The following is a 15,243-nucleotide window of genomic DNA, read 5'->3' as shown; positions in this document are numbered from 1 at the left end:
TAAGCATGCTTAAGCGTAAGAAATATTCAATGATTTATGATAGTCGATGTCATAAGGTAGCGCCAGTCATGGTTACTAGATGCTACGTTTGAACCAAGCGTATGACAGTATCAGGCCCATAATGTTGTCAAGCGTTTTTGCTGATAGCGCAGACGCAGACTTAATAATATAGACGATAAGAATAACCCAGTGATGAGCGCCATCCAAAAACCCTGTGCGCCAACGTCGGTGAAGCGCACCAGATAGACGCCAAGTGGTAAAGCAACCAACCAATAACAAAATAGCGTCACCCACATCGGCACAGTGGTATCTTGCATACCGCGTAATATACCAGCGACATTGACTTGCCAGCCATCAAATAATTGATAAGCGAGGGCAAAAATGAGTAAGTGCATGGCTTGCGCGCGTACCACAGGATTATCGGTGAATGCCGCCGCCAATTGCGGCCTAAATAACCAAACGCCGAGCATAGACGTCAGCGCAATGATAACCGTCCATACAAGCCCTGTAGTTAACACTTGACGCAGCGCCATCAGATTTTTTTCACCAAAGCGGTTAGAAATCATAATGGTTAGCGCCATCGCAACTGATATGGGAATCATAAACAGCTGCGAGGTCACCGAAAGTGCCACTTGATGTGAAGCGGTCGCAATCTCACCGAGCGGACTGATAACTAGTGCCCCTAAACTAAATAAGCTGGCTTCAAAAAAGATAGAAATACCAATCGGAATACCAAGTTTTAGTAATTTTTTAATTTGCGTGCGGTTAGGGCTAGCAAAAGCATAAAAGAAGCGCGTACTGGCAAACTGTTGACGCTTAGTAAAGCTGGTATATGTCGCTAATAGCAAGACATTAATCCAAAGTACGATTGCCGTTGCCACCCCGCAACCAGCGCCGCCCATTTCGGGCATACCAAATAAACCATGGATAAAAATATAGTTAAGCGGAATATCGGCAAGCAGTCCGATGATACTAATAACCGTCACCGGCTCAGGTCGGCCGAGCGCCTCACAATAACTGCGCAGCACGGCATAGACCGCGATTGCCGGAAAACCGAACGATACCCCATGTAAATATTGCGCAGCGATGGGTTGGATGTTTTCAGGCACGCCCATCACCCCAAGTATATTGGGCGCTAGATTGACAATGATAAAGCCGAGAATACCAATGACGCCGGCCGTCCATAACGATTGCTGGGTAATATGCGGCACTTGGCTATGATTGTTTTGGCCGATGGCTTCGCCGATAAGCGGCGTGGTGGCAATCAAAATACCGGTCGCCAATAAAAACAGTGGTAGCCAAATACCGGAGCCGACGGCCACGGCTGCCAAATCAAGGGCGGAGACTTTACCGGCCATAATGGCATCGACGACACCAAGCGCTGCTTGGCAAAACTGGGTAATTAAGATGGGGAGGGCGAGTACGCCTAAGCGTAAGCTGTAACTTTTAAAATCTCTAAAGGACAATGGGAAAACCATAATGAGCAACTTTTTATTCTTTGCAGTAATTATTGTGGATGAGCAAATGCTGCCATCAACAAGTTAATAGCGAAACAGTGAAATAGGATTGGTGCGACGATAATACTCCGATAAATAATATGAGCAAGTCCATTTTTAATGATTATTAATAACAACATGCCGATAAAGTAAAAAATTAAACAGTTAAGACTAAAATGAAAAATGACCCGTCAATCCATAAGTAGAATTGAGAGGTCATCATCAGAAAGATAGCAAATAAGCTAAAGCATGGGGTCAGCGTTTTAGCAGTGTTTGTTCATATTTGTCTCTTCTTTAGCTAGGATAGCAGTACAGACAAAAGCAGCTATTTACAACGATTCAGGTAAGTCCTGTACCAGCGCTTGATAGCCAATCAAGCTGTTATTTGCATCGAATGCTTGTACGACAATCGCATAATTGGTTGAGCGATCGGGAATAACAGGCGCAAACTGAGTTTCAAGATTGCTCAATAGCAGATTCTGAACATAACCGTTAGCGCCCGATTCTGCTTTATTAACATCAATTTGACTTAATAAGACGTGCTTAGTATTGCTAGGATTTTGCCAAGTAATCGTTTTTTGACTACCATTACCGGTAATATCTAGGTTTAGCTCGCCAAGTTGATAATCAAGTGGATAAGTCTTAAAGTTAGAGCGGTCGCTGATGGTATAGCTGACATTACAATTATCTTGACCGCTTGATAATTTCTTGCCGCCCAGACCGTCTTGGTACTCAAAACTGCCTTTCCAAGGCGCACCTGCTTCATTTTTTGCAAAGTTACCAGCAAAAGTCGTTAATAAGTTTGGTGTCTCTATCCCTAAATCGCTGACATACTTAATATCTAAGAATTTTAATGTATCAAGGCTACCCGTTACTTTACCAGCGATATAGTTGTCGACTTTAATTGCTGAATTGATACCTAACACATTGTTTTCTTGGCAAGCTTGCTGCTGATAACTAAAGCTACCATCAACACTACCAGCGCCATCTTTACTGATATCAAAGTATACCGCACCGATATCGATATCGCTGTCGTCCCCATCATCAATCTCGACAAAGTGACCTACATAAAGACCGCCGCGACCGCCTTCTGGAGTTAACTTATCCAAGAACTTATCAAGCGATTCTTCTGGTAAAAAGACCGACTCCAAAATCTCAGCCATGGATTTTTCATCATCGCTTAACTTATCTTCGACCTCTTCATATTTCTTTTTGACTTTATCTTCCACGCGATCGTATTCGTCTCTTACCTGTTCTTCTACGCGATCATATTCTTTCTTAACTTTATCGCCATCACTGCCGCAGGCGCTGAGAGTTAGACTGAGAATACTGGCGGTTAACACAGATAATAGTAGCTTGGGTGCGCTCATAAATGAGTCCTGATGGTCGATTGCTATAATAATAAGAGAGAAGCGTAAATAAAAAATAATTTCTGTGTATAAATATAGCAAAATCTATCAGGTATGTGCGTGGATAAATGTGCACTCATACCATAAAAATTCTTACGCCATCGTTACCGTCAAATCCTATCATTCTCTGGCAACAGATTCAGCTCTTCTGCCATATCCATAATCGTGTTCCAATGCTTGGGTTCAAGCGGCAAAATGGTCAGCTGCTCACAGCCTTTTCTTAGCAATAAAGAATCCTCAAGCGCCGGCAAAAATTTAAGCTGCGCTAATGGCAGTATATCCGTAAAAGCCTGCTCAAAAGTCACATCTACCATGTACCAGCGTGGCTCATCTTCAGTTGCTTTAGGATCATAATGGCGATGTTCGGGGTGAAACTGGGTGGGGTCGGGATAACCAGCTTTACTGATAGTCACGATACCAGCGACGCCAGAAGGTTTGGCGCTAGAGTGATAAAAAAATGCTTTGTCATCAACTTTCATATCATCACGCATAAAGTTGCGGGCGCGATAATTACGTACCCCATCCCACATCTCCGTGCCTGCACGTTGTAAATCTTCTATATTAAAACAGCGAGGATTGGATTTGATAAGCCAATATGCCATGGTTTTTATCCTTGTAAAATTATTAATGTAATCATAACGATTTAATAGTGATGGCTTTAAAAGCTGCTCATCATCTATTTTTATTCCATATTTATTTTCATTCTTTGTAGACATCTAGCTTGTTTAGCATTACTGCTATCAGCTATTGCTGCAAACGCCGATTGTTCCCAATACTTTTATGGCCAATTTATGCTGATTAGGCTTTTCTTTAGCGCGCCCAGCCGTTATCCTAGCGCTACTTTCTGCTGACGACCGCAGCTACTCCTTTATAGATAAGTCCGCTTATGTCAAATATCAAATCTTCTCATTTTTCGAATAATCTTGACGCTACTAATCGTAACGAAACAAGTGCGCTTATAGTGAAAGATATTCCGTTAGCACTTTATATCCATATTCCTTGGTGTGTGAAAAAGTGCCCTTATTGTGATTTTAATTCGCATGAGCTGCCGATGGACAGTCAGCTATCTATGTACGATGAGTACGTTGATACGCTATTACTTGATGCAGCGTCACAGCAAGCGTTAACCCAAGGACGAGAAATCAGCTCAATATTTATCGGTGGCGGCACACCGTCGCTACTGCCCATTGCTCAGTATCAGCGTTTATTTAACGGTTTGCGTGAGATTTTTCAGTTTGCCGGTGACATTGAAGTGACGATGGAGGCCAATCCAGGCACCCTTGAGCATGCACCATTTGCACAGTATTTAGACGTAGGCATCAATCGTTTGTCGATTGGCGTACAAAGCTTTGCTGCTGGCCAGCTCACCACGCTGGGGCGTATTCACGATCCCGCCCAAGCACTATCAGCTATTAAAGCCGCTCGTCGCGCTGGATTTGAACGTGTCAACGTCGATTTGATGCATGGGCTACCGCAGCAAACGATGAGTGAAGCCCTGAACGACATTCAAATGGCACATGACGCAGGTGCTACTCATATTTCATGGTATCAGTTGACCATTGAGCCAAATACGGTGTTTTATCGCAGTCAGCCGATTTTACCCGATGAAGATAGTTTGGCAGATATCGAGCAAGCGGGGCAGACATTGCTTGAGCGTTTGGGCTATGATAACTATGAAGTGTCGGCCTGGGCAGGTGCGTCCGATAAACCTTGCCGTCACAACGTCAATTATTGGCAATTTGGGGATTATTTAGCGATTGGTGCTGGTGCGCACGGTAAAGTCACCATTGATGATAGATATGGAAATCAAACATTAACGGCTGATAAATTGTCTGATGAGGTATTAAAAAAGGTATCAACAGAGACGGGTATTTATCGCTTTAGCAAATCTCGTATGCCAAAAGACTATATGACTTTTGATATCGACACGATGAATAATATAAAAAAAGAGGGCGCGCCAAAAATGGTCGGCTGGCAGGCAATTACGCGTGATGAGCTGGTCAGTGAGTTTATGCTTAATGCCTTACGTTTACATGAAGGCGTGACATGGTCTTTGTTTGAAGCTCGAACAGGGCTGAGCTATGACAATATTGCTCTAGAAGTAAATCAACTTATTAAACAAGGGCTTTTAGTAGATGATAATGAACACTTACAGCCAACGGCGTTGGGTAGAAGATATCTTAATCAGATCTTAAGAGTATTTTTATAAAGCGTGCAGACAAAAAAAGAAGCTTACCAAATGATAAGCTTCTTTAATATAAGCCTAAAAAGGCTTAGATTTTGTTTTGTACTTCTTGTGCAGTACCAGTTACAGCGCCACCGGCACTTGATACGTCTTGGCCTAGACCTTTAAAAGTGTTGCAACCAGTTAGTACAAACATAGCAGTCAAAGAAGCGATAACTAATTTTTTCATAATTTTTTCCTCAAAAAAGATAGAGTGTTATAAGTCATAACAATGGAACCTAGCGTTTTACATAAGTTTCACTGAGGGGTTACAGGATACAAGGACAATGTTTTTAAATTATCTCGCTATCCATTAGGGTCATGATAATCAAAGTTAAAATCTGTGCCCAGTATCAAAATGTAATTATTGGCAGTAAACTGTAACTTTTGATTACGTCTGTTATATACGTTTAGACAAAATGCTTAAATCATTTATGGAGTTCGTATGACCATTCATATCGTGTTGGTAGCGCCAAAGATGCCTAGCAATACTGGTAATATTATTCGCTTATGTGCCAACAGTGGGGCGCAGCTACACCTGGTTAGACCGTTAGGGTTTGAGCTCGACGATAAGAAGCTACGCCGTGCAGGTCTCGATTATCGTGAATACGCTCATCTGCAAGTACATGACGATTGGGCAATGACCAAGCAAGCGCTACAAGCGGCTGGTTGCGAGATTATCACCGCACTGACGACTAAGCTGAGTAAACCGTTTTATGACTATGATTTTAGCGGACAAACGACTCAGCATTTAGATAGCAGTGCGTCTAATAGTCCATCTTCACATCATGTGGCGCTGGTCTTTGGTTCTGAAACGGCAGGGCTGCCAGAGGATATCCGTACCGATATCGGCGCTGATAACTGGCTACGCTTACCAATGCTTGCGGATTCGCGCAGTTTAAATCTTTCTAATAGCGTGGCAATATGCTTGTATGAAGTTTGGCGACAGCAAGGATTTGACGGCGATGAAGGTCGCAGTATCGGTTATGACACCTTGACCGTTTATGACCCAAAATAGAGTAGAGATAGAGAAGCTAGCAGGGTAATTGGGTAAAAAAGCGGTTAAAGAAAATCAGTCGTTTAATTTTCTTTAACCGCTTTTTTGCTGCTTTTTTTATAAACCACGTGCTTTATAAACAATTTGGCGGTTTTGGCAGGCCAGCAAGCCGATTGACATGACGGGCAACCAAACCCGTACTAAATAACTGCTGGAGCTTTTGATTGCTGATGTCATGCTCAGGCAAGGTTTGCTGTAGCCATTTAATCAGCGGGCGGGTCGCTGGCGCGTGATTGAATTTGGTAAAAAATGCGCGTACCTGCTGTAAGATGGATAAATGTTCAGCATTTAAAGTCACATCTAGAGTATTCGCGAGCTGCTGCGCAATCGCAGGCGTCCAAACTGTATGGTCGCATAAATGCCCGTCTTGGTCTAAGTCCACTGCAGTCATCTTCTCAGCAGGTGTAATATTATCTTTAGAATTCATCATAGAGCAATTGTTACCACTTTATCAAAGGTAGCGCCATTCGTATGAGTATTTTGAGTTAAGGCGACCCATTCATTATCGCTCAAAATAGCCGTTAATTTGGCGGATAAATTGAGCTTTGCTACTATATTATCGTTCAGCTGCGCTACGTCCTCAGCGAGGGCATAAATTGCCGCTACCTCTTTTGTTTCAATGTCCTCAAGGTCTTCCAAATAAGCATTAAACCAGTCAATAAAAGCGACCGTTGTGCCTAATAGTATAATGCTATCACCCGCACGCCACGTCGATGTCATTTGTTCTGTGCTGCGTCTGAGCGTATCCATACTGCTATGTAATTGGTATAAAGTTGCCATAATCGTGTCCGCTTACTTACTGTATTTATTGTCATATTAAAATAAATATTAACAATGTAAATTCGTCCTAGCCCAAAAAGTTGCTACTAAAAGACCAAAATCTGGTCAAATTCTTGCGAATTTACCACCTCTGGTATCAAGGTCAGCTGCGTCGCCAAATCTGCCGGTAACATACCCGCGATCCAACCGCTAAACACATCGTCAGGTAACCAAGCGGCTGGCATATCATATAACTCAAGCGACTGAATCATGCCATGCAAACGTGATTCAGACTGCATTAAAAAACCAAAGACCGGCGCATCCAAATACAGCTGCACCTCATGACCAAAAGTCGCTAACGTTAAAGCCAGCGCGCAGCCTTCATAGCTTGCCATCTCGGTAGCTGTGTGCAAGCGAATGAGTAATTTCATCATGTATTCCTAATCTGATTATCGCCAACCACTATTATTCATCTGGTTATTATTAAGTTGGCTGTTTTGACAGCGAGTTGTCATGCAAAACGCTGTTTAAAACTGCAGTAAACGACAGTCACCTTGCATCATCATGGCAAGCTCACTCAGTCCTACCAGCTTAAAACCAGCGGCCAGATTTTCGCTATCTAATTGATGGCGTGTACTATTTTCGCTATCTGAAATACCGCGGCTAAGCGCCGTACTGACGCAAACGGGCAGCGTCAATTGATATTGCTCAGCAAGCTTTTGCCACTCTTTAGTGATATTCATCTGGTCTGCTGAGTGCCAGCGCAAGCGATTGGCGGTATTGGCGGCATCGGCATAGAAAAAAATATTCAATGGCGCAGGTGCGTTTTCATTATTATCGCTGTTATCGCTGCTATCGGTCTCATTATTATTGTTCGTGTCATTATTATTTGTGTCAGTGTTTGCGAGATAGGTACGCGCATAGCGTAACGCTAGATGTGCCAGCGGATGGCTGGGATCAGCAGTAATTAATAATAGCGGGGTCGTGGTCGTCATAATCGCAGTGTCACTTATGATGAATGAGGATAAAGAAAAAACACAGCGTCTCAAGATTTTTAAGACCCAAAGTGTTTAAAACTCAAGATTTCTAGGTTTAGTTTTGAAGTCTTTTTAAGTATTGGCTATTGTAGCATTATTCGCAAAACTTTCTTATGTTCGTCAGTTCTTAGTCAGTAAAGTGCTGTCAGTAGCATGGCTGAGGATTTATGCTACTATAAAAATCCTAAAATAAGATTGTTTATAGCCGCGTTAATATTGTAAAAATAATTTTTGCGATTGATGTGGTTTTTATAGCTTTATGCTGCAAGGAGTTGTTGTCGTTATGCTATCTACCATGCCTAGTAGTACAGGCTTTCAGCCTAGCTCAGAGCAGCTACAAGTGCTACAGACTGCCAGCGAGTTTGCTTATCAGGTTTGGCAAAGTCGAACGGGCGCTTGCCAGACGTTTTTGCGCAGTTATCCGCTAGAGAGCACGTTAACGCGCCAACAAATTGATGATTTGATTCAAGATTATACGTTGGATGAGAATTATCAGCTCGCCAATGAAGACAAGGTAATGAGTGGTTTGCGGCATTTGCGTATGCTGCTAATGATGCGCTGGATTTGGCAAGATGCCTTGGCCATGATTGAGCTTGAGCAACTGACCGATGAGCTGTCTGAATTTGCCGATGGCTGTATTTTATTTGCCAAAGACTATACCTATCAGCAGCTGATTGTGCAGTATGGGCAACCGACCTTTATTAATGCCAAAGGTAATGTGCAAATCGATGATATGGCGATTATGGCAATGGGTAAGCTTGGCGCGCATGAGCTGAATTTATCCAGTGATATCGATCTGATTTTCGTCCATCAGGCGCGCGGTGAAACGGACGGTGACAAAGCAAAAGGCACGCGCAGTATTGATAATAAGCGTTTTATGACCCGGCTTGGACAAGGCATTATTAGGCTGCTCGATAATAATACCGCTGATAGTTTTGTATTTCGGGTCGATATGCGTTTGCGTCCGTGGGGCGATGGCAGCGATTTGGCGATTCATTTATCCGCATTGCAGAAGTACTTTGCCCAGCATGGGCGGGCATGGGAACGTTTTGCTTGGCTCAAAGCGCGTGTGGTTGGGCACATCGAGCAGCCGTTTTTTGACGACATACAAGCGCTGATTAAGCCTTTTGTGTTTCGTTATTACGTTGATTATAGTGCTTTTTCAGCTTTGCGAGAGATGAAGTCTCTGATTCAAAATCAAGTCGCTCAGCGCGAAGACTTAGATAATATCAAGCTTGGCGCGGGTGGTATCAGAGACATTGAGTTTATCGTCCAAGCCTTTCAACTGATTTATGGTGGTCGGCACCCGCAGTTACAGGTTAAGTCTTGTTTGGCAGCGATGCAGGTACTGTGTCAACTTGGGTATTTAGAAGAAACTACTTATCAAGAGCTACAGGCTGCTTATCGTTTTTTACGGCGCCTTGAACACGGTATTCAAGCGATTAACGATCAGCAAACGCAGCGCTTACCGCATGACCCAGAGTGGCAGCATAATTTGGCCATTACCCTTGGCTTTGATGATTGGACAGGGTTATTAGCGACGCTGAATGATCACCGCTATCATGTCAATGTGCCGTTTGAGCGTATGGTTACCGAACGGCAGATACCCGATCAAGACGATGATGAGTTTGAGCCTGAACATCTAAACGAGCAGATTGCGCGCTTAAATGAGGTATTAACTGAAGAAAATCGTGAGCGTTTACAAGGTTTTTGGCAGTCAAAAATGGTCGCCAATTTGAGCGATGAAGCGCGTGAGCGTTTGGATGATGCGTATCCTGTGATTGTCCACGCGCTTCTTGTCCATGAAGAGCAGCAGCAACTTGCTAATATCGCTTTGCCGCGTTTAATAAATTTGCTAGAAGCCATTTGCCGCCGTTCTATTTATTTGGTGATGATTGCAGAAAACCCCAATGCCACCGTTGAGCTGATTCCGATGTTGTCGGCTAGCCCTTGGATTGCTAAGGAGTTGGCGCATTATCCGGTACTTTTAGATACCTTCTTACAGCAGCGCTATCGACATCTGCCAGACAAGCTTGAGCTGCGTGATATTTTGCGCCAGCAGTTGTTGCGCGTAGAGCCGAACGATGAAGAAGAATTGCTGAGCGTACTGCGATTGTTTAAAAAGAACCAAGTGCTCGCAGTGGCTGCCAGTGACGTGCTGGCAGAGCGACCAATTATGAAAGTGTCAGACTCACTGACTTATATTGCCGCTGTGGTGTTAGAAGCGGCGCTTGAGCGCGCCTTTGCCGAAATCGTCAAACGTTATGGTTACCCAATTGGTCAAGATGGCGATCCGGTCACTGAAGCGGATTGCGGCTTTGCCATCATTGGTTACGGCAAGCTTGGCGGGCTTGAGTTATCCTATTCATCAGATTTAGACTTGGTGTTTTTGCATAAAATAAAAGAGCAGGGCATGACCACGGGTGAAAAATCGGTCAGTGGTATGAAGTTTGCCGCCCGTTTGGCACAAAAGCTGATGACTTATCTTAATACCCAAACCCGTGATGGCCGTGCTTATGAAGTCGATATGCGCCTGCGTCCCTCGGGCAATGCGGGCATGATGGTGGTTTCTTGTCATGCGTTTGAAACCTACCAGCTTGAGAAAGCGTGGTCTTGGGAGCATCAAGCATTGGTACGGGCGCGGGCTATCTGCGGTGATAAACGCGTGACCGCCCGTTTTTGTGACATTCGTCGTACCGTTTTGGCGCTACCGCGTACCATTGAGCAAGTCCGTATCGAAGTCACCAGTATGCGTATTAAAATGCAAAAGCATCTGGGCACCAGTCAGCACCAGCAGCAAGCGGGCAAGTTTCACCTTAAGCAAGATGCGGGCGGCATTGTCGATATTGAGTTTCTCGCGCAGTTTGCGGTATTGGCTTATTCGCACGAGCATCCAAGCTTGACCAAATGGAGTGATAACGTGCGTATTTTTGAAGAAGTCGCCGCGCTTGGTATTTGGGAAGTAGAAGTTTGCCAAGATTTGACCGATGCGTATTTACGTATCCGCGCTGCCACCCATCAATTGGCACTATCTGAGCAATCGTTACTGGTGGATGAGTCATTATGGACAGAGACGCGAGCACTGGTACAAGCGCAGTGGCAGCATTTGATGGGCGTAGAATCTGCTGAATAATCCTGCCATAAAACAATGATGCGGCGTTATAAGTTCAATGCAATAAGCGTAGGGCTTTGATAGCCATTGTAACGAATGGTATATGAATAAAAGCCATGCAGTGATAAACTAAAATATTGTATTTGCTTCTCGTGCCGGTGCTATAATCACTGGCACCTTAAATTTGCAGATAGAAGAATTGCATTTGAAATTGCATCTGAAAATAGGCACTCAGTGTCAGCAGGCAATTTTACTTAAAACACTTATTTAACCATCAACACTCAACAAGAAAAGTTAGACGTCAGCGCTAGCATAAGGACTATTAAATGAATATGGCAACACAAGAAGGTAAGCTTTGGATGAATGGCACAATGATTGAACAGCCAGATGCCAAGGTTCATGTGCTTACGCATAGCCTGCATTACGGCATGGCGGTGTTTGAAGGGGTACGTGCTTACCAAACTGCTGACAATCGTACGGCAATTTTTCGCTTAAAAGACCATACCGATCGTCTATTGGGTTCTGCCAAAATATTTCAAATGAATGTACCGTTTGATGCAGCCGCACTTGAGCAAGCGCAAAAAGATGTGGTTAAGCAAAACAACTTGGCAGAAGCCTATATTCGTCCGCTTATTTGGGTTGGCGCAGAAAAATTGGGTCTATCATCACGTGACAATAGCATCAATGCGATGGTTGCTGCTTGGCATTGGGGCGCATACCTTGGTGAAGACGGTATCAAAAACGGTATCCGTGTAAAAACCTCGTCATTTACCCATCACATGACCAACGTGACCATGTGTAAAGCCAAAGCCTCAAGCAACTATCCTGTGTCTATCATGGCCAACCAAGAAGTCACGCGTAATGGCTATGATGAAGCTATCTTGATGGACCCACAAGGTTATGTCTGCCAAGGCGCGGGCGAGAACTTATTCTTAGTCAAAGATGGTGTACTGCATACCCCAGATTTGGGCGGCGGTGCGCTTGACGGTATCACTCGCCGTACCATCATTCAATTCGCTGATGATTTGGGTATCAAAGTCGTTGAGCGCCGTATCACTCGTGATGAGTTTTACTTAGCAGATGAAATCTTTATGACAGGTACCGCTGCTGAAGTGACGCCTATTCGTGAATACGATGACCGCGTCATCGGTAATGGGGGCCGTGGTCCATTGACTGAGAAGTTGCAAACCTTGTACTTTGATGTAGTCCATGGCCGTAATGAGCAGTATATGGATTGGTTAAGCTTTATTGATTAATTTTTAAAGCTGAAATACGAGTCGCTGATATTAAATATGATTGGCTATTTGACCCACCATTAGAGATGTAAAAATATATTAAGTTACTACGTACAGCTAGATTAGGGCGTGTCCTCATTTTAAAAATGGTGATAAAAATAAGATAAATTGCAGCCAAGCAAGGAAAATAGTGCCGTTAATATCGGGATATTACCCAGCTATTTGACGAAGTTTGGCAAGATTTAGCCGTTTTTAGCCCATTTAGATGTCCATCGATTGAATTGAGGACACGCCCTAGATTTTACACATCACAAATGGTCTGGTTTTACATTTAATCCATACCTTGCTTCCGTAGATAAATGGAAAAGTGCAAGTGGTATTCATTTTAATCGAAAACGAGATATCTCAATTTATTTTAGAAAGATGGGTTATGCCATCATATTAGCGAAAATATTGTATCCTATCCAAAAGATCAAAGTCTTTTAAGAAAATTTTACTCTAAAATATTAGGGTATTCTGTGTGATAGCCAAGATTGAACACATATATAGAGCCTTTATTTAATGAATAATATTACCTTATGCCTAACAATTGGTAAACGACCTGAGTTATTGTATCAGACATTAACGAGTTTACTTGAAAAACAACACTTCGAGAATGTCATTGCAATTAATGATTTTGGCGATAAAAAAACTAACGATGTCTTTTTGGATCTTTGTCCGCATGGTATTCTCCTAAATCAAGAAAATCATATAGGGCATCACCGCGCGGTTGACAAAATGTATCAATATGTCACAACGGACTATATTTTTCACTGTGAAGATGACTGGTATTTTGATAGCGAGCTTAATATTGCTTCGTATATTGAGTTACTAAAAACTGATCCCCGTATTACGAGTGTTTGTTTAAGAAAAATATTAGATTTTCCATTCTCGGATGAAGATTTAATGAAAGTTGAATACTTAAATACAATACCGGTTAAAGCAGCTAAATTAACTGTCTTACATGAACAGTGGCATGGATATACCTTTAATCCACATATTATTTCGGTAGATACATGGAAGGAAATTGGTAATTTCTCCATTTATAAAAAAGAAAGGCATATATCACGTTGGCTTAGAAAGAAAGGCAAGTATGTATTGTTTTTAAAAGAAGGTGTGTGTTATCACATTGGTGAAAATAATAGCATTGCTAACCCACCAAAAACTAATATTTTTGTACGAATGAAAGCCAAAATATTTGGGTAGTTCTAAATATGAAATTTTGATCAAAATAGATTCTAAAATCTGTTTGGATCAACTTTGATATAACGTCTTTCACCTTTTGTTCTGAATTTAATTAAATGATAGCCAAGAACAGTTTGTCTTAGAATACGTCTGGTTTTAAATACAAATTTCTCCTTTAGGTTTAACCCATATGTTGTTTTGACAGATGATGATACTTGAGCAATCACTGAGTTGAGGACGGTGTCACATGGGACATTGTATTGCTTACATTGATCACTTTGTAAAAGGGCTGCAGGTTCTATCTGGTAGCGGTTTAGGGCGTTACAACTATGAATAAACTCATCAGCTAAACCAATAGGGCGTTGTTGCATATAATCCAATAATATTCTTGCGCCACTAGGATAAATAACATAACCACCTGTACCACTTCTGTCTAAAAATAATCTTAATAGATTATATTTCTTATTAACAATACTAACATGTTCAGTAGATGAAACTATTTTTTTTCTACCGTGTACTTCAAGGTTAACAAAATCAATATCTTGCTGTTCTAGTTCAGACAAAATATGTACAAAATCTTTGACTAATACGGCATCATCTTCTAATATGGCGCATGGTTCATTTGCTGTAATTACATATTCCCATGCTTTTTTGTGGCTTAAAAAACATGCTAATTCTGCTTTTTTGAGTGGTCTTTGACCTGAAAAAGCTAATCGATGATATTCTGTATCATTAAAATCACCAATTGAAACTGCGGGTAGACGTTCAAACGATAAACCCAATTTCTTGAATTGTACTTCCTGTTGAGCTAAACGCTCGATAGACTGTTCAAGATTAATAATCAATACTTTCATGTCTTTTATATACTCTGTAAACAACATCTGAGCTTGTTTATTTGTTAAGTAGCTTGTTTTTTATGGCAATATATTTATTTGACCACATTCTTTTTTGGCGTGGAAATCGTTTCCCAATACGAGGATTATCTACATATTTTATTTTCATAGTCGAATTCTGTGTTGGGTCTATATCACTTTGTACATTATTAGCAATCACTAATTCTGGATACACTGAAAGCCCTTTACTATTTTTAGTAAGCCAAGATTGTAATGTTACGTCAATAGGTGCACTAATTATTTGGTAATCTTGGTAAAAACCTTCTGCACCTTGTCTTGACCAAATTAGACCTAAAGTAAGCACAGGAAAATAATAAGCCTTAAGTAAATTAAACTTGCCCACTTGATGTAAGTGTTTTGAGATTTTGCGTTTATTGGCTGCGAGATTCATCATATACCAATTGAGGTTTTGTTCTTCTAACCAAACTAAAACTTTCTGACTTATAGTTTGCAAATCATCTTCTAAAATCAAATCGTCTTCTAAAACTATTAAATAGTCTGCATCAGATGCTAAAAATCGTTCAATACATCTTAAATGACTCAAATAACACCCAATTTCAGCTCCTAATAAATCACGCCCCATTAGTTGATGTGCTTGTTTACCGTCATAGTTTTTATAGTTGTGTACATTAAGTCGTCGTCCATCAACGGCTGGAATGCGCTGATAGGCAATATTATGTTTTTTCAACTCTATATCGGCTTGCTTTAAGCGTTCAACACTACTATCAAGATTAATTAAATATACATCAATTTTCATTTTTATTGTGACGCCTCTTTAATTATTTAGCGAACTAAAT

Annotated in this window: 15 protein-coding genes; 5 read left to right on the top strand and 10 right to left on the bottom strand. The window is 41.8% G+C overall.

What is annotated here, in order from left to right; translation table 11 throughout:
- Positions 1–110 precede the first annotated feature (110 nt).
- The 3 genes from JMX70_RS08175 to JMX70_RS08165 form a co-directional block, all read right to left on the bottom strand.
- The gene (locus JMX70_RS08175) at positions 111–1,478 is read right to left on the bottom strand and encodes an MATE family efflux transporter (RefSeq protein WP_191690966.1); all 1,368 of its coding nucleotides are present in this window, start codon (positions 1,476–1,478) and stop codon (positions 111–113) included.
- Between the two features lie 347 nt (positions 1,479–1,825).
- Entirely contained in the window at positions 1,826–2,866 is a 1,041-nt protein-coding gene (locus tag JMX70_RS08170; protein WP_201591169.1) for a peptidylprolyl isomerase PrsA family protein, read from the bottom strand.
- 149 nt (positions 2,867–3,015) lie between these two features.
- The gene (locus tag JMX70_RS08165; RefSeq protein WP_201591166.1) at positions 3,016–3,507 is read right to left on the bottom strand and encodes an EVE domain-containing protein; all 492 of its coding nucleotides are present in this window, start codon (positions 3,505–3,507) and stop codon (positions 3,016–3,018) included.
- A 284-nt stretch (positions 3,508–3,791) separates the two neighbouring features.
- Here JMX70_RS08165 and hemW point away from each other — a divergent pair, with 284 nt between their 5' ends.
- Positions 3,792–5,114 (top strand): radical SAM family heme chaperone HemW, encoded by a 1,323-nt coding sequence (hemW, locus tag JMX70_RS08160; RefSeq protein ID WP_201591163.1) that lies wholly within the window; start codon positions 3,792–3,794, stop codon positions 5,112–5,114.
- A 64-nt stretch (positions 5,115–5,178) separates the two neighbouring features.
- Here hemW and JMX70_RS08155 read toward each other — a convergent pair whose 3' ends face one another.
- The gene (locus tag JMX70_RS08155) at positions 5,179–5,319 is read right to left on the bottom strand and encodes an entericidin A/B family lipoprotein (protein WP_144296920.1); all 141 of its coding nucleotides are present in this window, start codon (positions 5,317–5,319) and stop codon (positions 5,179–5,181) included.
- A gap of 255 nt (positions 5,320–5,574) precedes the next feature.
- Here JMX70_RS08155 and JMX70_RS08150 point away from each other — a divergent pair, with 255 nt between their 5' ends.
- Positions 5,575–6,147: a tRNA (cytidine(34)-2'-O)-methyltransferase gene (locus JMX70_RS08150; protein WP_201591160.1), complete on the top strand. Its 573-nt coding sequence runs from the start codon at positions 5,575–5,577 to the stop codon at positions 6,145–6,147.
- A gap of 112 nt (positions 6,148–6,259) precedes the next feature.
- On the opposite strand, the gene JMX70_RS08145 is transcribed toward JMX70_RS08150, so the two are convergent.
- From JMX70_RS08145 to tusD, 4 genes are all read right to left on the bottom strand, one after another.
- On the bottom strand, positions 6,260–6,616 hold the full coding sequence (locus tag JMX70_RS08145) for a TusE/DsrC/DsvC family sulfur relay protein (RefSeq protein WP_406947869.1): 357 nt from the start codon (positions 6,614–6,616) through the stop codon (positions 6,260–6,262).
- Positions 6,613–6,966 carry a hypothetical protein gene (locus tag JMX70_RS08140; protein ID WP_201591158.1) on the bottom strand — a complete coding sequence of 118 codons (354 nt, stop codon included), beginning with the start codon at positions 6,964–6,966 and terminating at the stop codon, positions 6,613–6,615. The genes JMX70_RS08145 and JMX70_RS08140 overlap by 4 nt, the downstream gene beginning before the upstream one ends.
- A gap of 86 nt (positions 6,967–7,052) precedes the next feature.
- Positions 7,053–7,376, bottom strand: a complete 324-nt coding sequence (locus JMX70_RS08135) for a hypothetical protein (RefSeq protein WP_201591501.1) — start codon at positions 7,374–7,376, stop codon at positions 7,053–7,055.
- Between the two features lie 96 nt (positions 7,377–7,472).
- Positions 7,473–7,940 carry a sulfurtransferase complex subunit TusD gene (gene tusD, locus JMX70_RS08130; protein ID WP_201591155.1) on the bottom strand — a complete coding sequence of 156 codons (468 nt, stop codon included), beginning with the start codon at positions 7,938–7,940 and terminating at the stop codon, positions 7,473–7,475.
- A 325-nt stretch (positions 7,941–8,265) separates the two neighbouring features.
- Between tusD and glnE the strand changes: the two genes are divergently transcribed.
- The 3 genes from glnE to JMX70_RS08115 all read left to right on the top strand — a co-directional run bounded on the left by glnE (position 8,266) and on the right by JMX70_RS08115 (position 13,574).
- Positions 8,266–11,115 (top strand): bifunctional [glutamate--ammonia ligase]-adenylyl-L-tyrosine phosphorylase/[glutamate--ammonia-ligase] adenylyltransferase, encoded by a 2,850-nt coding sequence (gene glnE, locus JMX70_RS08125; protein ID WP_201591152.1) that lies wholly within the window; start codon positions 8,266–8,268, stop codon positions 11,113–11,115.
- A 305-nt stretch (positions 11,116–11,420) separates the two neighbouring features.
- Complete coding sequence (locus JMX70_RS08120; protein ID WP_068408726.1) at positions 11,421–12,350, top strand: branched-chain amino acid transaminase; 930 nt, start codon at positions 11,421–11,423, stop codon at positions 12,348–12,350.
- 540 nt (positions 12,351–12,890) lie between these two features.
- Positions 12,891–13,574: a glycosyltransferase gene (locus JMX70_RS08115; protein ID WP_201591149.1), complete on the top strand. Its 684-nt coding sequence runs from the start codon at positions 12,891–12,893 to the stop codon at positions 13,572–13,574.
- A gap of 32 nt (positions 13,575–13,606) precedes the next feature.
- Here the strand turns inward: JMX70_RS08115 and JMX70_RS08110 are convergent, their stop codons facing one another.
- Complete coding sequence (locus JMX70_RS08110) at positions 13,607–14,407, bottom strand: glycosyltransferase family 25 protein (protein WP_201591146.1); 801 nt, start codon at positions 14,405–14,407, stop codon at positions 13,607–13,609.
- A gap of 37 nt (positions 14,408–14,444) precedes the next feature.
- Positions 14,445–15,203, bottom strand: a complete 759-nt coding sequence (locus tag JMX70_RS08105) for a glycosyltransferase family 25 protein (RefSeq protein WP_201591142.1) — start codon at positions 15,201–15,203, stop codon at positions 14,445–14,447.
- Between the last annotated feature and the right edge of the window lie 40 nt (positions 15,204–15,243).

The organism is Psychrobacter pulmonis (genome assembly GCF_904846465.1).
GTDB lineage: Bacteria > Pseudomonadota > Gammaproteobacteria > Pseudomonadales > Moraxellaceae > Psychrobacter > Psychrobacter faecalis.
Note: the sequence above shows the minus strand (reverse complement) of the source record. Positions and strands in the feature narration are given on the sequence as shown.